Below are 18,885 nucleotides of genomic sequence, written 5' to 3' on the forward strand. Positions count from 1 at the left end.
ACGTTTTCATTTCCCGCAAGAGTTTGAACGTTTTTTATTTACCCAAAAACCACAAAATCATCTATCTATTTGATTTATAAGGAAACGTCAAAAACAATAATTTGTTGTGTTTTTACACCACAACCAGGGCCGGCATTTTTAACTGCCTGCCATATCCTCTTTGCCATCAAGGATCAATATGACGATTTTTTTTCTGTCTTTGCCCAATTAATGGCATACCTGGCTGCCAGCACCCACGGTTGAACCATAAAAATACCGTGTGCCAATTTACAACACAAACAAATAAACGAACACTCACACCGTCATCAACACACACGCTTGCCCTTCAATTCTTTGTAAGTGTTTTTTTTACACTTTCATAAGCACCTTGATTAATCACATTTGTGTATCCCATATCCAGCAATGTTTGTCTGGCAATTTCTGAACGGCGACCACTTCTGCAATATAAATTAATTGGCACATCCTTATTAGGCGCTATGGACATAATTGCCGAACCAAGATTTTGGTATTCAATATTTATCGCATCAGCCCGATGACCGCTCGCATATTCAGCTGGTGTGCGCACATCAATCCAAACAGCTGCCTGCTCTGAAGTTTGCTGCAAACCCACTTCCTCTATTTGGGCATATACATATGTTCCCGCACCAAGACTCAATAAAAAAACAGTCCCGCATATAAGGTTTTTAAATCCTGTCATCACTTGCACCTTTCTTTGTTATTTAACCAATTCGACCAGACTGCCATAACCCTCAGCTTGCATTTTCCCCAAGGGAATAAAACGCAGACTGGCACCGTTTATGCAATAACGTAACCCACCCCGGTCCTTTGGACCGTCAGGAAAAACATGCCCCAGATGAGAGTTGGCAATACGACTTCTTACCTCTATACGTTGCATGTTGTAGCTAAGGTCTTTATGCCTGGTAACTGCATTCTCATCTATTGGTTTGGTGAAACTTGGCCAGCCACAGCCCGAATCATATTTATCCCTGGAACTGAACAAAGGTTCATTACTGACAATATCCACATATATTCCCGGTTCAAACAAATTATCATAAGCATGGCTGAAAGCATACTCAGTTCCGTTTTGTTGAGTAATTCGATACTGTTCTTGGCTCAGACGATCACGCAACACTTTGTCACTTGGCTTCGTAAAGTTTTTCCAACTACCCTCTTTATTTGCTGAAATCTGTTTTTTTAACGGTATCTCCGCCTTGCTTAAGTCAATATGACAATAACCGTTGGGATTTTTTGCCAGATAATCCTGATGATATTCTTCGGCATCATAAAAATGCACTAAAGGCTGGTTTTCCACAACCAAAGTCTTGCGATATTTTTTCTGTTCCTCATCCAATGCAGTCTGAATAATGGATTTTTCAGCAGGATCGGTAAAATACACCCCGGTACGATATTGTGTTCCACGATCATTACCTTGCTTATTCAAGCTGGTAGGATCAATAACTCGAAAATAATACTCAAGAATATCGGACAAACCCAAACGGTCGGCATCGTAAGTGACTTTAACCGTTTCGGCATGACCGGCTTGCCTGAAAATGACATCTTCATAACTTGGGTTTTCTGTACGGCCGTTGGCATAACCGGAAACCGCATCAATCACACCGGGAATACGTTCAAAATAAGCCTCAACACCCCAGAAACAACCACCTGCCAGATAAATGGTTTTCTGATTCATGGTTATTGAAGCCGTATCTTTAGCTGGTTTGTAAAACGACTGAAGGACTTTTTTCAAATCAGACTTAGGGTCTTGTACTAAAACAAGTGCCTGATCCTTATGCAAACTACCTTTAACAACACGAACCAATTGTTTGTTTTTATCAAATAAAAGCCAACTGGGATAGACGGCAACACTGGCATTCTTGATTGTCTTGCCTTCAGGATCCAGGAGCACTGGAAGATTAGGGTAATTCAACCCGGCATACCACTCATTGAAATCCGCCAAGGATTTTTCCCCCAGCATCCCGGGCGAAACAACAGAAACAAGATTAATATTTTCAAAAGCATTATCTTGCGTCCAAGCCTGGGTCGCCTCCAACTCAGACAAGCATAAGGGGCACCAACTTGCCCAAAGCTTTACCAATGTGGGACGCCCTTCCTGTATCCATTTTTTTGCCTGTTGCCCTTTTCCATCTTGCAATGTCAATAATTGCTGCAATCCAGCGGTTTCATTTGCATAAGCCTTGCCTGTACCCGCAAATAATATTGCCATCCACAATATTAAAAAACCCCATAAAAACACTCTTGCAGAATCACATTGCCTGAGTTTCATGATTGAACCCTGAAAAAATTAAAATAAGATCCTTTAAATAGGATCAACTTTCTTATCAGTCGTTCAAAAAAACAGTCAGTTTTTTACTATTGATTGCAACTAAATGATTCCAGCTGGTGTTTATTTTTATTAATACTGACTGAACCCAGAAACGTCTTGATAAAAACCAAATACAAACCACTGCTCAACAAGGGCCAGATAACCTGGTTAACGATGCATTTATACAACATTTTTAACCATTGCAGGCAATAAAAAAGCCGCTATAAAAGCGGCTAATTTATTGAATACAAAGCGTTTTATTGGTCCCCCCGACTGGACTCGAACCAGTGACCAAAGGATTATGAGTCCTCTGCTCTAACCAACTGAGCTACAGGGGGACAAGCAAAGGATTATGAGTCCTTTTACCTTACTTTTGCATCAACTTCTCCGAATGACTTATCACATTCAGAAAAATCAGTATTAAACCACACTTATTACTGATTTTCAAGGAAGCTTTTAAGTTTATCAGCCCGACTTGGGTGACGCAACTTCCTTAAGGCTTTTGCCTCAATCTGACGAATACGCTCACGAGTAACGTCAAATTGCTTACCCACCTCTTCAAGCGTCTGATCTGAACTGATTCCAATACCAAAACGCATCCTTAACACTTTTGCTTCGCGTGGTGTCAACGAATCAAGCACTTCCTTAAAGGCATCGCGCATTGAACCATATAACGCTGAATCGGAAGGAGCCAAGGTTGCACCGTCCTCAATGAAATCACCCAGGTGAGAATCATCATCATCACCAATAGGCGTTTCCATGGAAATGGGCTCTTTGGCAATTTTAAGGATCTTGCGAATTTTATCCTCTGGCATATCCATTTTCTGGGCCAAGGTTGCCGGATCGGGTTCTACACCAGTCTCTTGCAAAATCTGACGATTGATACGATTCATTTTATTGATGGTTTCAATCATATGAACCGGGATACGGATCGTACGGGCCTGGTCTGCGATAGAACGGGTAATTGCCTGGCGAATCCACCATGTAGCATAGGTAGAAAACTTATAGCCACGGCGATACTCGAATTTATCAACGGCTTTCATAAGACCAATATTGCCCTCCTGGATAAGATCCAGGAATTGCAGGCCGCGGTTGGTATATTTCTTGGCAATTGAAATCACCAGACGCAAGTTGGCCTCGATCATTTCACGCTTGGCTTTCTTGGCCTTGGCTTCACCTGTAACCATGCGCTTGTTAACTTCTTTCAGATCCTTGATTGGCAGGATAACGGCCGTTTCAAGGTCGATAAGTTTTTGCTGGATCTCGTGGATATCAGGAATTGACCGCTCTAGCGTAGCTGCATAAGCAGGTTTTTTTGCCACTTCCTGGTGAACCCAATCAAGATTGGTTTCATTACCTGGAAACACCTTGATAAAATAAGCACGTGGCATACCTACACGATCAATACAAGTGTGCAAAATGGTGCGTTCAAGGGCGCGAACCTCTTCAACCTGCGTGCGCAGGGAGTCAGCCAAACGTTCTACCATTTTAGCGGTAAAGCGCACCCCGATCAGCTCATCAAGGATAGCCTGCTTGGCTTCCATATACGCGGGCGATTTGTAACCTCCCTCTTCGTAGATGGTTTTCATTTTGCCAAACCAGTGTTCAACGATGTCGAATTTGGCCAACGCCTCATCACGCAAAGTCTCAATCTGCCTGCTGCTCATACCACCCGCTGGCACGTCTTCCTCGTTTTCCTCGACCACCCCTGAGCCTGCGTACTCTTCACCATCCTCAGACAGCAAGCCATCAACGACCTCATCAATTTGAGCCTGGCCATCACGGACGCGCTGGATATGATTCAGGATTTCCTTGATCGTTGTGGGACAAGCGGCAATTGCCATGACCATATGCTTAAGGCCATCTTCAATTCGCTTGGCGATTTCAATCTCACCTTCTCTGGTCAGCAGCTCTACCGTTCCCATTTCCCGCATATACATACGAACAGGATCAGTCGTACGACCAAAGTCGGAGTCAACCGTAGTTAATGCCGCTTCCGCCTCATCTTCAACATCATCATCTGCTGAGGCCATGGTCGCGTTGTCGTTCAAGAGCAACGCCTCGGCATCTGGCGCCTGGTCATAGACAGAAATACCCATATCACCGAAGGTGCTGATAATGCCGTCGATTGCTTCGGCATCGACCAGATCATCGGGTAATTGGTCATTGATTTCACTGTAGGTCAGGTAGCCGCGATCCTTACCCAGCTTGATAAGTTGCTTGAGTCGGTTACGGCGAGCCTCAAGTTCTTCTGCAGAAAAAGGCCCACGCGCTCCACCCGTAACAACGTCTTTGGCGTCTTTACCACGTTTTCCACGTTTTACAGGCTTAAGCTCAGGAACATCTTCCGCTTCTTCATCACCCGTATCAAGAAAATCATCCTCGTCATTTTTGGGTTTTGATGGGCGCCCAGGCTTACGGCCACTTGAAGCCGATGCCTTGGTTCTTTTACCTGAGAGTTCGTCATCATCCAGAAAATCGTCATCAAAATCATTCAGCGAATCATCTGTGTCAAGATTTTTACTGGAAACACGAGTCTTTGTCGTTGTGTCTTTAATTGATTTAGCCACCGTATTACTTGCTGCCTTATTAACTACTTTTGAAGATAGGGATGCATCATCCTGAAGCCGCTGTTCTGATGGGACATTTGCCTGCTTCACGGACTTGGATGCTGAAGATTCTGGTTTGATTATGCTTTTTGTGTCAAGCTTTGCCTTGGTTGAACTCTTGCTTACCGTTTTTGTTGCTGTTTTTTTTACTGCTGTCTTGGTAGAAGTTGGCTTACTACTGTCTTTGATCATTTTAGATTCCGAAAGTGACAAAACAACCACAAAACAACACTAACTTATGAATTTTTTATAAAAAAAGCTATAAATTAGAATTGGCGAAAAAGCATGAACAACCGTATATTGTACATCATTTATCGTTTTACCACACGACCCAATAATAAAATACGTTTATTCAATGCCTTGTAACGTTGGCGTGCCAATTCGGAATTCAATCCTTCCCGAACCAGCTTAGCCTGTTCATTGCGTAAGGCCTCCATTTCAATGCGCTGTAAAGCGTCATTCCACTCATCAACCGGATGCGGCAACTCTTCCATATCCATGATTTCCACTGAAATGGAAGACAAAAAGGCATGCAGGTCTGAGCCTTCGTCAGCAGCCTGCAACAACGCTCCCATATGCCTTGCACCACTTGAAATAGCCAATGAAATAAACTCACGTACCAGTCCTAGATGGGGGCTATGACTTAAAACTTCAAGTTGCTGATCTGCAATTTGATCCACCAACGCAGGATGCATGGCCAATAATCGCAACAATCTTTTAGCCAAAGGCGTTACCTGCTTGCCAGAATTATTTTTGGCATTACTGGCAAAAGGCTTTGTTTTCTTAGGCTGCGCCAGAGAAAAGTCTTCAAATGGCACCGCATCATCAGTATGGAACCCATCAAAAACAAAGGGATCAAACGAAGGCAGGACTGAACCAGAAGGCATGACAGGATTATGCACAGCAGCCTGAGGCTGCATCACCAATGAAGTACGCGCTGCCACTTCTGCCTGGTAAAGCGCAAGATCTTTAAGCAACTCTTCGGAAGTGAGCGAAACAAGCCTGGCGAAATCATGCCCTATCTGGGTTTTAATACCAGACTCGGGGATTTGCACCATCAAAGGCCTTGCCTCATGCAAACATGCCGCCCTGCCCTCTGCCTCATTTAAGGGATGGCGCTCTGCCAGTGTTTGCAACATAAATGAAGACAAGGCCATGGATTCCTGCACTTTTTCCCGGAAAACATCAGCACCAAATTCTCGAATATAAGAATCAGGATCATGCTCAGCCGGCAAAAACAAAAACCGGATGGAAACGTCATCGCGCAACAACGGCAGACAGGTTTGCAGTGCTCGCCAGGCTGCCTTCTTGCCCGCATTATCACCATCAAAGCTGAAAACAATCCGATCACTTGCCCGAATCAGCTTCTGAATATGCTGAGGCGTAGTTGCCGTACCCAGGGTAGCCACCGCATTATGCATACCCTGCTCTGACAGGCCAACCACATCCATGTAACCCTCAACCACCAGAACAAATCCTTCCGCACGGATTCCCTGACGGTTTTCCCACAAGCCGTATAATTCCTGGCCCTTGGAAAAAACAGGCGTTTCAGGTGAATTAAGGTATTTGGGCTCACCCTTGCCAATGATACGCCCACCAAAGCCAATCAATTTCCCTTTTGCATTGAAAATAGGAAACATGATCCGCTCACGAAAGCGATCGTAACGACGTCCGTCTTCTGACTCAATAACGAGACCGGACTCAAGCAAAATCGGCGCTTCGTAATTGGCAAAAACCGCTTTAAGCCCCTGCCGGTTAGTACCGGACCATCCCAAGCCGAAACGCTTGGCCGTTTGACCGCTTAGACCACGTTGTTTTAAATAGGCAATAGCCTGGGGGCTGCTTTTTAGCTGAGACAAGTAAAAGCCATGCGCCTTCTCCAGCACTTGCTGATGCAGCATGGTTTCTGTCTGTTTTTGTTTGACTTGCTTTTGCTGGAAAGCCGTACGCTGTTCTTCGGGCACAACTAGGCCCACCGAACCCGCAAGGGATCGGACCGCTTCCGGAAAGCTGGCGCCGGTATGTTCAATAAGGAAAGAAATGGCGGTACCATGAGCCCCGCAACCAAAACAATGATAAAACTGCTTGGTGGGACTAACCGTAAATGAAGGAGATTTTTCGTTATGAAAGGGGCACAGACCAAGTAAATTGGCCCCGCCCTTTCTTAACTGAACATACTTGCCAACCACATCGACGATATCGACACGGGCCAGCAAATCCTGAATAAAACTTTCAGGAATCAATATAAGCGTGGAGGCAGTTGCTGACTACGAATGCGTTTGTAGTGACGCTTAACAGCAGCGGCGTGTTTACGCTTGCGCTCTGCTGTTGGTTTCTCGTAGAATTCGCGTGAACGCAATTCTGTCAATAAACCGGTTTTTTCAATAGTGCGCTTGAAGCGACGCAATGCAGCCTCGAATGGCTCATTCTCTTTTAATCTTACTTGTGGCATGTATATGAAAGCAATTAAGCTCAGTTAATGGTAAATAAAAATTAGCCCGGTAAATAAATAAAATCACATAACGCTTGTTGACCAGCTATGCCAAGTTTGGGATTTCGCTGTATCAACTTCACGCCATGGTTATGATCTTATCTATTCCCAACTAAAACCTTGCGTTTCATTAGCCTTGCCGTTTTCCGGCTAGACCAACTAAAAACTGAAGTAATCCAGGATTATAACATAAATTAGTTATTTTCCACACCTTTTCTAACCCAAGCTTCCAATTGGTGTGGCCTTAAACTGTCATAATCCTCGAAAGGCTGGTGAATCCAGGGGTTTGTAGGCAATTTATCAACATAGTAGTCGGGTTCAACCTTAGCGTGACCTTTCCACCACAAAACCGCCGAACGCAATTCGATAATGCTGGGAAACTGCTTTAATAAATGCTCTTGCACCTTGCTAAAAGTAAGCCCCGTGTCCACCATATCATCCACCAGCAAAACACGCCCCTCAAGGGTGCCTTTCGTGATGGTGATAAATTGGGCGATATCCAGCTGCCCCTGAACCGTACCAGCAGCCTCGCGGTAACTGCTGGTGGCCAAAATACCCAAAGGAACATCAAACACACGGGAAAGCACATCACCCACGCGTACACCACCGCGAGCAAGACAAACAATACTATCAAATTTCCAGCCTGATTTGTATACAATCAGACCCAGCCTTTCAACCAGGTGATGATACTCATCCCAACTGACCCATAAATCGCTATCTGTACTTGCTGGCAATGACATATATTCACCTGTATTGGTTAGTCCTGGAATGGGTGACGACGAAGAATGGTTTCCATACGATCGGGACCGGTTGAAATCATATCAATAGGCACTTCGCAAATCTCAGCAACACGATCAAGGAAACGACGGGCATTTTCAGGCAACTGCCCGTACTCTTTGACACCAACTGTTGAGTCATTCCAGCCCGGCATCATTTCAATGACAGGCTCAGCCTTGGCAACTTTATGCGCTCCGTAAGGAAGGAGATCCACTCTTTGGCCATCAATATGATAGCCCACACACAAACCAATGCTTTCGATACCATCAAGAACATCAAGTTTGGTAACGCATAAACCGGATATACCGTTAACAATAACCGAACGCTTGAGGGCTGCCCCGTCAAACCAGCCACAACGGCGTGGACGACCGGTTACCGCACCAAATTCGTTACCGACTTTGGCAATGTGGGCACCTATCTCATTATTAAGTTCGGTTGGGAAAGGACCTGAACCCACACGGGTTGTGTATGCTTTGGTAATACCCAGAACATAATTCAGGCGCTGCGGACCCACACCCGCCCCCGCTGAGGCTGCACCAGCCAGACAGTTGCTGCTGGTAACAAAAGGATAAGTACCATGATCAATATCCAGCAAGGCACCTTGAGCACCTTCAAACAGCAGCCTTTGGCCTTCTTTTTGAGCCTGATACAGCAAAGCAGAAACATCCGCAACCATTGGCTCGATAATGGGAGCCAGGGCCATGGCCTGTGCCTTGACCTCATCAAAAGAGATCGGCTCCGCACCCAGATGCTGGGTCAGAATGAAGTTATGATATTCAAGCACCTCGTGCAATTTTGCATCGAACAGGGCAGGATTATAAAGATCCTGTACACGCAATGCACGACGGGCAACTTTGTCCTCATACGCAGGACCGATACCACGGCCGGTTGTGCCAATCTTGTTCTCGCCTTTTTTCGCTTCACGTGCCTGATCAACAGCAACGTGATAAGGCAGGATCAAGGGACATGCTTCTGAAATTTTCAGGCGTGAACGAACATCCAGACCTGCGCTTTCCAACTCTTCGATTTCTTTTAGCAAAGCCTCGGGAGACAGCACGACACCATTACCGATATAACACGTAACGCTGGGATGCATAATGCCGGATGGAATCAGACGCAAAACAGTTTTTTTACCATTAATCCACAAGGTATGACCTGCATTGTGACCACCCTGGAAACGCACAACGCCTTGCGCAGATTCGGCCAGCCAGTCAACAATTTTTCCCTTGCCTTCATCACCCCATTGGGTACCGATAACAACTACGTTCTTGCTCATATTAAATCATATAAATAAAAATACATCGTTCGTCACTTGCCGGCAAAAATGCCCCGGTCAAGACCTGATTTTACTGAATACTTTCCAGTACCCAGTCGCCCTCACTATAGACCAACTCACTTTCAAAAATGAATTCATCAATACTTTGCGTGCTATTTGGAAAAATCTGTACTACCACATGCCCCTGATTGCGCAATTCACGAATCCGATCAACCAGATTCACATCGAGCCCCCACGGTGCCTTGATGGCCCTTGAAGGCTGCGCAGGTGAAAGACCCGCTGAAACCTTGCGCAAGTCGAGACTGAAGCCGGTTGCAGGACGCGCCCTGCCAAAAACCTTACCTACGTTATCATAACGACCACCGCGCACGATGGCATCATGCCAGCCTGGTGCAAAAATAGCAAAACTGACGCCCGAGTGATAATCGTAACCACGAACATCAGCCAAATCAATACCCACACAAGCATTATCCAGAGCACCGACCAGCTCACGCAAAGACTCTAAAGCCTGACGAATACCCGGCAAATCAGGCAACCTTTCCTGGGCCTCATCGAGCACATTGATGGAGCCATACAGGCTTGGCAACAAGATCAGCGCATTGGCAATATCTTGTGGTACATCCTGACATCCATCAAGCAGTTCTTTCAGGCTTGGTACATCCTTGTCGTTAAGCAAAGAGAAGATCTCGCTGGCACGCTCGGCAAGTGATGGCACGGAATCCACCAGAACACGGGAAACATTGGGATGATTCAGATCTATGCGCGGCTTTTTGACACCAGCCATTTCAAGGCTTTCAAGGGCCAACTGAATAATTTGCAAATCCGCCTCGAAGCCGGCGTGACCATAAATTTCCGCCCCAATTTGCAGCAGTTCGCGATCAGACAGCAAACCGGATGGGCGCGCATGAATGACGCTGCCGCAATAACAAAGGCGTGTAACACCCTCACGATTCAGTAAATGCGCATCAATGCGGGTTACCTGCGGCGTCATGTCTGCCCGCAAACCCATGGTGCGGCCAGACAGCTGGTCTACCAATTTACAGGTACGCAATTGCAAATCAAGACCCTTTGCAGCCAAGAGTGAATCGGTATATTCAATTAACGGCGGCGCAACCATTTCAAAACCGTAGGTACGGTAAAGATCTAGTAATTTACGTCGCAGCTCTTCAATACGCCGCGCCTCTGCCGGGAGAATATCCGACAAGTGTTCGGGCAATAACCAGTTACTTGTTGTCATGGCAATTTATCAAATAAAAATGCGGCTCATTGCGTAAGCAATGCGAGCCGCATTTAGGAATAGTTTCTGAACTTACACGGCATTGTACAACTAATTAAGCATAAGTTCAGCAAATAAACCCGTTTTTCAATTTATTGTGTGCTGGTCGACACATTTCCATCTGCTTGCTTGAAGAAACGGAAGAAATCAGAGTTTGGATCAACAACCAATAAATCCTTTTTGGAGCCGAAAATGGATTTATAGGCATTCATGCTATTGAAAAAACTGTAGAAATCAGAATTCTTTCCATAAGCATCAGCGTAAATTCTGGCTGCCTCGGCATCCCCCTCACCACGAATGGCCTGGGCCTTGGCATTAGCCTGTGCAAGCTCTTCCTGAACCTTACGATCAGCCTCGGCACGAATTCTCTCGCTTTCAGCAGCACCATTGGCCCGCAAGCTGTTTGCCTCTTGCTTGCGCTCTGCCTGCATCCTTGAATACACGGAGTCAGACACCTCCTGCGAAAACTCAATACGTTTCAGGCGAACATCAACCACCTGAATCCCCAAAGGCTTGGCACGCTCTTCCACATTATTCAGGATCTCGGCCATTACCACATCACGCTCCTGAGATATAACAGCGCGAACCGTACGGGTGTTGACTGATGCGTTCAGGGCATCGCGAATTTGCGCGCCCAGACGATTCTGGGCCGCATAAGTGCTGTCACCAAAAGACACATAGAACTGCAACGGATTTGAAATACGCCACTTGATATAAGAATCGATGATCAGGTTTTTCTTTTCCGAAGTCTGAATTCTTTCGGTATCTCCGGACTCGATAGTCTGGATCCTTTTATCAAGATAAACCACATTTTCCAGTGGTGTTGGAAGCTTGAAATAAAGACCGGGTTCCTGGATGGTGCGTTGCCATTCACCCAACTTGAACACCAGTGCATAGTTTCGCTCGGAAACAATAAAAATGGATGACGACAACAAAAGAGCCGCCACAAAAAGCACGATACCTACGACAGTATTACGATTCATTTTACCTACCTCCTAGCGACGATCGAAGTTATCACGGGATAAACGATTCCGTGATGCTGCACTGACATCATTGCCAGAGACTGACGCGGGATTGCTGGAGGAAGTAACAGCACTGGATGGCACCGATGTTGCAGCTGGCGCCGATGTTGCACTGGATGTTTGCTCAATCAATTTGTCGATAGGCAGATACATCATATTATTGCCGCCCTCAGTGTCTACCATCACTTTGGAGGCATTTTTAAAGACATCTTCCAAGGTGGAAATATACATGCGTTCACGTGTAATTTCCGGTGCTTTCGCGTATTCCTTTTCTATGCTTTCAAAACGGGCTGCCTGACCCTGGGCCTGACCAACCACTGTTGCACGGTAACCTTCCGCATCTTGCAGCATACGTGAGGCCTGACCACGTGCCTCGGGTATAACCTTGCTGGCATAGGCGTTACCTTCGTTTTTCTGCCGTTCGTTATCCTGCCCTGCCTTGATGGCATCCTCGAATGCGGCCTGAACCTGCTCGGGAGGCTGCACGTTTTGAATCGCCACCGTGGTGACCTCTATGCCAGACTGGTAACGATCAAGAATTTGCTGCATTAACCTCATGACATCCATGGCGGCTGCTGTACGGCTTTCATACAGGATTTTATTCATTGACTGCTTGCCAACCACTTCACGCATGGCCGTTTCTGCCGCCTGACGCACCGATTCATCCGGAGAAACCAGACGGAAAATATAGTCAGCAGCAGGGCTGTATTCACCGGTCTCAAGTGGCATTTCCGCCTTGAGACGATACTGGACATCAAACTGCACATCAACGATATTTTCGTCTTCAGTCAGCATCAAGGCCTCGGGCAAAACCTTATTGCGTGAATTATCGCGATAACCCACCGAGAAAGAACGGACACTCGCGATATCAACCAATTCAACGTTTTGCACAGGCCGGGGGATATGCCATTGGAAGCCAGGCTGAACCGTTTTAAGGTATTTTCCAAATTGCGTGACCACCCCTACCTGACCTTCCCGAACGATATAAAAACCGCTGGCCAGCCAAAGCAACAAGGCAACAATGACAATAAAAACAATACCAAATTTGGCCGCTTTGGGAGAAGGATTGAAGCCACCGGCACGAGGGGGCTTGCCAAAGCCGCCGCCACCGCCTTTTTTATTACCAAACACGCTCTTGATCCGATTATTGAAATCCGCCCATACCTGATCAAGATCAGGTGGTCCGTCACCCTGATTGGTGGGACGTTTTGGCGGTTCATTCTGGCCTGAACCATTTTGATTACCACGACCCCAACCCGGATCGTTCAAGTTAAATATTTTTGAGACTCGCAACATTATTTCCTATTATTTCTTTGGCTTCAGCGATTGCCCCGCGCAATCCGTCCAAGCCGGTTCGATCTAATGCACTGACAAAAACGCGGACTATTCTGCCCTCTTCGTTTCGTTCAATTTTTGGTTCATAGCCCACAGCATCGATCTTATTGTAAACAAGAATACATGGTATGTCTTTAGCACCGATCTCTTCAAGCACTTTATTCACTTCCAGAATCTGCTCTTCACGTTGCGGACTGGAGGCATCAATAACATGCAATAGCAAATCAGCCTGAACCGTTTCTTCAAGGGTTGCCTTGAAAGCGGCAATCAGGGTGGTGGGCAGATCACGAATGAAACCTACCGTATCCGAAACAACCACCTGACCGGCGCCTTCAATCCATATCCTTCTTGTCGTTGTATCAAGGGTGGCAAACAATTGGTCTGCCGCATAGGCACCAGCACGGGTCAGGGCATTGAACAACGTTGACTTGCCCGCGTTGGTATACCCCACCAGGGAAACTGACATGGTCCCCCCCCTGGCCCTTGAACGACGCTGCGTGGTGCGTTGCCGCTCGACCTTGCTTAGCCGCTCCCGCAGTACCTTGACCTTGTCCCCAATCATCCGCTTGTCCATTTCAAGCTGGGCCTCACCCGGACCACGCATGCCTATACCCCCCCGCTGACGTTCCAGGTGGGTCCACATCCGTGTGAGCCGGGTCATGAGATGTTGTAATTGCGCCAGCTCCACCTGAAGTTTACCTTCATGGCTTTTGGCACGCAGGGCAAATATATCAAGAATAAGTGCCACCCGATCAACGACTCTTAAATTAAATGCCCGCTCGAGATTTCGCTGCTGGGCCGGGCTAAGCGCCTGATCGAACAAAATGATATCCACATCAGAAGACTGGGCCAGCTGAACAGCCTCTTCCAGTTTTCCTGAACCAATAAAATAAGCCGCATCGGGTTTGTCACGTTTGGCGACAACAGTGGCAACAACTTCTGCCCCTGCACCTTTAGCCAGCATTTCAAACTCTTCGGCATGTGCCTGATAATCGGGTTTACCGAAATTTACACTGATAATTAATGCGCGCATACACCCCTAAAAAGGAAAATGCCCGCACAGGCTAACCTGGCGGGCCATGTTTCCGCGAAAAGATTTTTATTCTTATTCAGCAGGAACATCAACCTGAAAACTGACAGCACGAGCTGGAACAACAGTGGAAATCGCGTGTTTGTAAACCATTTGGGTAACGGTGTTTCTTAGTAAAACCACATATTGGTCGAAAGATTCGATTTGTCCTTGTAATTTGATCCCGTTGACCAGATAAATTGATACGGGTACATGCTCTTTACGCAGTGCATTCAAGAAAGGATCTTGTAGTGATTGCCCTTTAGTGCTCATTGGCGAGGCTCCATTTTAATGTTATTAATAGGTGAATTTTATAAAAATAGTACTTTACCGACATTTTAAACAACTTACCACCTAATAAGTAAATTCCCATATTTTCGGTAATTTTTTTATTCAGAACCAATATTAGTTGAAGTTAATATTTCAGACAATGTTTTTATTAATACTTCACATTGTTTTCGGGTTCCTATGGTAATTCTCAGGTACTGGGAAATACGACTCTGGTCAAAATGACGAACCAAAACAAGATGCTGGCGCAACTGGGCACTTAATACCGCAGCATCAATCTGTGGATGCGAAACAAACACAAAATTGGTCTTTGAAGGCAAAACCACAAATCCCAAACCGGCAAGTTCCTGACTGACAAATTCACGTGAGGTGATGATCTCTTGCCGGGTTTGCTCAAAATAAGCATCGTCCTCAAAGGCGGCAATCGCCCCTACTTGGGCCAGTCTGTCCAGCGGGTAAGAGTTAAAACTGTTCTTAACCCTGACCAATGCCTGCAACAAATGGGGCTGCGCCATGGCAAACCCGACCCGCAAACCTGCCAATGAACGTGATTTTGACAAAGTTTGCAACACAATCAGGTTATCGTATTTTTCCAATAAGCTAACGGCTGAATCCGCACCGAAATCAACATAAGCTTCATCAATGGCCACCACAATATCAGGTTGCGCCTGCAATAACTGCTCTATTTGTTCCAGGCTGACTGCAATCCCCGTAGGTGCATTCGGATTGGGAAAAATAATACCGCAAACTTCTTCGGAAGAAGCATTGATATAGTCATTAATATCAATTTCAAATTGACTGTTTAATGCAACAGCTTCAAAATCGAGGTCATACAATTTGGCATACACCCGATAAAAACTGTAGGTTATATCCGGGAACAGGATTTTCTTGCCCTTGTGTTTGAACAAGGCATGAAACAAATGTGCCAGCACTTCATCTGAACCATTACCCGGAAAGACAAAGTCAGCAGGAATATCGTAGTAACGACCGATTACCTCACGCAATCTATCTGATTCGGGATCTGGATACAAACGCAGATTTTCCTCGACTTCCTGCCGAATCGCGTCAATAACTACCGGAGAGGGATCGAACGGTGATTCATTGGTATTGAGCTTGATGTACTCACCGTCTTTAGGCTGCTCTCCCGGAACATAAGGCTTCAGTTCCTGAACGAAATCACTCCAGAATTTACTCACGCTTTACTCCGCCTGTTTATATGGGTTTTTAGAAGACTTGAATTCTATTCGCAAAGGTGTTCCCGACAAATTGAAAGCCTTGCGCATTCTGGATTCCAGATAGCGCTTGTATGAATCGGGCACGGCATCAAGAGCATTACCATGAACAATGATAAGCGGCGGGTTTTGTCCACCCTGATGCGCATAACGCATTTTAGGCCTGAAAATCCCTTTGCGAGGGGGCTGCTGTTGCTCTACTGCCGCATGCAGTTCCCGGGTCAGTTTGGGTGTTGACAGCTTGATGAAAGCGGCCGCATGGGCCTCGTTGACCGATTTAAGGACCGCATTGACACCCTGCCCTTTAAGAGCAGAAATCGTATGCATTTTGGCAAACGACAAGAACCGCAATTTGCGCTCAAACTCCCGCTGTATCCATTCACGCTTGTCGGCATCAAGACCATCCCACTTGTTGATGGCCACCACCAGCGCACGACCCGATTCGAGAATGAAACCGGCAATATGGGCATCCTGTTCGGAAATTTCAGTCTGGGCATCAAGCATTAACAGAACGACGTTACTGGCTTCAATAGCCTGCAATGTTTTAATGACGGAAAACTTTTCAACCGACTCAAATACTTTGCCACGCTTACGCAAACCAGCCGTATCAATCAAGGTATATTTTTTGCCATTACGCTCAAAATCAATCTCAATGGCATCCCGTGTAGTACCCGGCATATCGAAAGCGATGACCCGTTCTTCACCCATCAATGTATTGATGAGGGTGGATTTACCTACATTGGGGCGACCGACAATGGCAAGCTTGATCCGATGATCGGTAAAGACTTCCTCTTCCTCGGTAGCAGACTCATCCTGCCCCAGTTCAGGCTCGGGAACCTCGACATCATCCTCTGCAGGAACGGCCTGAATATAAGGATTATCAAGCTGGGACAGCGCCTCTTCGATCAGGGCAACAACACCGTCACCGTGTGCCGATGAAATGGGATGAGGAGTCCCCAGGCCAAGCTCGTGGAACTCGGCACTGGCTTGTCCACTGTTCATACCCTCGGCTTTATTCACCGCAAGCACTACCTTGGGACCGGCACGACGCAACATGCGCGCTATTTCATGATCATGCGCATTGACACCGGCACGGGCATCCACCAGAAAAATAACCACGTCGGATTCGGCAATTGCCTGCTCGGTTTGACGTGCCATTTCCTTCAGAATACCAGTCTTGGCCACCGGCTCAAAACCCCCGGTATCAATGACAAGAAAAGGATAATCACCCACACGACCTTCACCATAATGACGATCACGGGTAAGGCCGGAATAATCGGCAACCAACGCAGCCCTTGAACGGGTCAAGCGATTGAAAAGCGTTGATTTGCCAACATTAGGTCGCCCCACCAGGGCAACAACGGGTTTAAACTGAATTCTGTTCACTTAACACCAAGCATGACTAAATTACCGGAACCATTTTGCACCAAAATGCCGATATTGGTTGCCGTCACGGGAGAAACGATGGACTGCCCGCTACCTGCGGAAACACGCCCAAGAAGGGTACCATCGGCGGCCGAATAGAAGTGTACATAGCCTTCGTAATCACCCGTGGCAACCACGTTGCCATAAACGACAGGATTGGTCAAACCGCGATTGGTTAATGTTTGATCTGTCCATAACTCCTGACCATTCGTAATATTATAGGCACGCACTTCACCATGCACACTGGCTGCATACAAAGAATTACCGGCAGCGCCTACACCCACAGCACTTGAAAACGGTTGGTTCCAGACTGGCTGTGCACCATTGGCAGAAATGGCATAGCATCCCACACGCCCCTGGTATGTGGCAATACACAAACCATTACCCGACAGCAAAGGTTGTCCCACCACATCAGTCACACTGTCAAGATCGGTTGGCCCCTGTATAGTCGCCGCCAGAATATCCCAACGAGGTGTACCGGTTTGCAAATCCAAAGAGACCAGTCTTCCGGTTGGAACACCCACCAGCACCTGATTGCCATCAATCAGCATACGTGAGTTTGCCTTGAGCGCCATTTCCGGATTCGTTCTGAGATAGCTCCATTGCAGCTCGCCATTTTGCGCATTGAAGGCCTGCACGCGATAGTCATCGGCACGCACAATCACCAAACCACCCCCAATAGCTGGAGGAGTTGAGGCAATGGTAGAGGCATTGGCTGTCCAGAGTTCTTTACCCGATGCATCCAGGGCAATGACTTTTCCTTTTGTGGTGGTCACAACTGCAATATTGCCATCGCTACCCACACCGGCAGCCAACTCCTCGTCCAGTTTTGTTCTCCACTGGATTGACCCATTGGAGAGGTTTGCCTTGACAACAGAGCCATCCGGAGTGGCCGCATAAACCGAATTCCCCACCAAGGCAGGCGCAAAACCATAACCACTGCCTGAGCCGACATTGGCCGACCAAACGGTAAAGCCAGTAACTTGTTGTTGATATTCCGTAAGCGCTACCGGCTCAAAACGCGACTCGTTGCTAAAGAGGGAGCACCCCCCTGTTGCAGCGACGGCAAGCGCAAGCATAGAACCTGACAAAATACGATGACACGTTTTTTTCATAAATTATTCCCCACCCAGCACACTTAATTTTAATTCAACTGCACGAACAAATTCGGCGGCCAGATCTGGCTGCTCAAGCGCGGCTTTCCATTGTTGTACAGCCTCTTTTGTTTTCCCCTGCGCCACCAGAACATCACCGGTACGATCCAGGAATACGGCCTTGAAAGCCTCTGGCGGATTGGCCAACTGCAATAAGGCAGCATCGTACTTTTCCTGATCTGCCAACAGGGATGCCATTCTTAAACGGGCAACCGGAACCAGATCCGGAAAGGTTTCGGCCTGCCCAATCAGCCATTCAAGCTGGGCTTGGGCAGCTTCAGGCTGCTTGTTATTTGCCAGAAAACTGGCTGCCAGCAACACCGCCCTGCCTGCATAAGGTGTTTTGGCATAATCTTTCTGTAAAATCGCACTGGCCTCATGCACCCGGGTCGCCGCTGCCTTGTCGTCATTGACCAATGCACTTTGTATAACCTCAAAATATCCCAAGGCCTGCCTGGACTGGTTCGATTGGTACCATTGCCAGCCATACCAGGCCAAAAAAGCCAGCATGATGACTGTAACCAGCGACATAATAGGCGTACCCCAACGATCCCACCAGGATCTCAGGGCATCAATTTTTTCCTGTTCTTCTAAGTCAAAAGCCATAC

General features: G+C 46.8%; 16 protein-coding genes and 1 tRNA gene. All 17 read right to left on the reverse strand.

The annotated features are described in order from the left end of the window. Nucleotides 1-325: 325 nt before the first annotated feature. Nucleotides 326-697: a rhodanese-like domain-containing protein gene (locus tag KU392_RS00005; protein ID WP_169295692.1), complete on the reverse strand. Its 372-nt coding sequence runs from the start codon at nucleotides 695-697 to the stop codon at nucleotides 326-328. An 18-nt stretch (nucleotides 698-715) separates the two neighbouring features. Next, nucleotides 716-2,284 carry a bifunctional peptide-methionine (S)-S-oxide reductase MsrA/peptide-methionine (R)-S-oxide reductase MsrB gene (gene msrAB / locus KU392_RS00010; RefSeq protein WP_246587155.1) on the reverse strand — a complete coding sequence of 523 codons (1,569 nt, stop codon included), beginning with the start codon at nucleotides 2,282-2,284 and terminating at the stop codon, nucleotides 716-718. A gap of 300 nt (nucleotides 2,285-2,584) precedes the next feature. Continuing rightward, a tRNA-Ile gene (locus tag KU392_RS00015) sits at nucleotides 2,585-2,661 on the reverse strand. A 96-nt stretch (nucleotides 2,662-2,757) separates the two neighbouring features. Beyond that, nucleotides 2,758-5,124: an RNA polymerase sigma factor RpoD gene (gene rpoD / locus KU392_RS00020; protein ID WP_169294753.1), complete on the reverse strand. Its 2,367-nt coding sequence runs from the start codon at nucleotides 5,122-5,124 to the stop codon at nucleotides 2,758-2,760. A 119-nt stretch (nucleotides 5,125-5,243) separates the two neighbouring features. Then, complete coding sequence (dnaG, locus tag KU392_RS00025) at nucleotides 5,244-7,175, reverse strand: DNA primase (protein WP_169294754.1); 1,932 nt, start codon at nucleotides 7,173-7,175, stop codon at nucleotides 5,244-5,246. Then, nucleotides 7,172-7,384 carry a 30S ribosomal protein S21 gene (gene rpsU, locus KU392_RS00030; RefSeq protein ID WP_169294755.1) on the reverse strand — a complete coding sequence of 71 codons (213 nt, stop codon included), beginning with the start codon at nucleotides 7,382-7,384 and terminating at the stop codon, nucleotides 7,172-7,174. The genes dnaG and rpsU overlap by 4 nt, the downstream gene beginning before the upstream one ends. A 233-nt stretch (nucleotides 7,385-7,617) precedes the next feature. Further along, the gene (locus tag KU392_RS00035; protein WP_169294756.1) at nucleotides 7,618-8,163 is read right to left on the reverse strand and encodes a phosphoribosyltransferase; all 546 of its coding nucleotides are present in this window, start codon (nucleotides 8,161-8,163) and stop codon (nucleotides 7,618-7,620) included. Nucleotides 8,164-8,180: 17 nt separating this feature from the next. Continuing rightward, nucleotides 8,181-9,476 carry an adenylosuccinate synthase gene (locus KU392_RS00040; RefSeq protein WP_169294757.1) on the reverse strand — a complete coding sequence of 432 codons (1,296 nt, stop codon included), beginning with the start codon at nucleotides 9,474-9,476 and terminating at the stop codon, nucleotides 8,181-8,183. 70 nt (nucleotides 9,477-9,546) lie between these two features. Continuing rightward, entirely contained in the window at nucleotides 9,547-10,713 is a 1,167-nt protein-coding gene (locus tag KU392_RS00045) for an ATP phosphoribosyltransferase regulatory subunit (protein ID WP_169294758.1), read from the reverse strand. A gap of 131 nt (nucleotides 10,714-10,844) precedes the next feature. After that, nucleotides 10,845-11,735 carry a protease modulator HflC gene (gene hflC / locus KU392_RS00050; protein WP_169294759.1) on the reverse strand — a complete coding sequence of 297 codons (891 nt, stop codon included), beginning with the start codon at nucleotides 11,733-11,735 and terminating at the stop codon, nucleotides 10,845-10,847. A gap of 12 nt (nucleotides 11,736-11,747) precedes the next feature. Next, the gene (gene hflK, locus KU392_RS00055) at nucleotides 11,748-13,070 is read right to left on the reverse strand and encodes an FtsH protease activity modulator HflK (protein ID WP_169294760.1); all 1,323 of its coding nucleotides are present in this window, start codon (nucleotides 13,068-13,070) and stop codon (nucleotides 11,748-11,750) included. Further along, nucleotides 13,045-14,142, reverse strand: a complete 1,098-nt coding sequence (gene hflX, locus KU392_RS00060) for a GTPase HflX (protein WP_169294761.1) — start codon at nucleotides 14,140-14,142, stop codon at nucleotides 13,045-13,047. Before hflX ends, hflK begins: the two co-directional genes overlap by 26 nt. A gap of 72 nt (nucleotides 14,143-14,214) precedes the next feature. Continuing rightward, a complete protein-coding gene (gene hfq / locus KU392_RS00065; protein WP_169294762.1) occupies nucleotides 14,215-14,451 on the reverse strand; it encodes an RNA chaperone Hfq in 237 nt (78 codons plus the stop codon). Nucleotides 14,452-14,567: 116 nt separating this feature from the next. Next, nucleotides 14,568-15,662, reverse strand: coding sequence for a histidinol-phosphate transaminase (gene hisC / locus KU392_RS00070; protein WP_217734250.1), 1,095 nt, complete (start codon nucleotides 15,660-15,662; stop codon nucleotides 14,568-14,570). Between the two features lie 3 nt (nucleotides 15,663-15,665). Next, on the reverse strand, nucleotides 15,666-17,075 hold the full coding sequence (gene der / locus KU392_RS00075) for a ribosome biogenesis GTPase Der (protein WP_169294868.1): 1,410 nt from the start codon (nucleotides 17,073-17,075) through the stop codon (nucleotides 15,666-15,668). Between the two features lie 5 nt (nucleotides 17,076-17,080). Continuing rightward, complete coding sequence (gene bamB, locus KU392_RS00080; RefSeq protein WP_169294764.1) at nucleotides 17,081-18,238, reverse strand: outer membrane protein assembly factor BamB; 1,158 nt, start codon at nucleotides 18,236-18,238, stop codon at nucleotides 17,081-17,083. A gap of 3 nt (nucleotides 18,239-18,241) precedes the next feature. Beyond that, nucleotides 18,242-18,883 carry a YfgM family protein gene (locus KU392_RS00085; RefSeq protein WP_169294765.1) on the reverse strand — a complete coding sequence of 214 codons (642 nt, stop codon included), beginning with the start codon at nucleotides 18,881-18,883 and terminating at the stop codon, nucleotides 18,242-18,244. Between the last annotated feature and the right edge of the window lie 2 nt (nucleotides 18,884-18,885).

It is taken from the genome of Advenella alkanexedens (assembly GCF_019132845.1).
Taxonomy (GTDB): Bacteria; Pseudomonadota; Gammaproteobacteria; order Burkholderiales; family Burkholderiaceae_B; genus Advenella; species Advenella alkanexedens.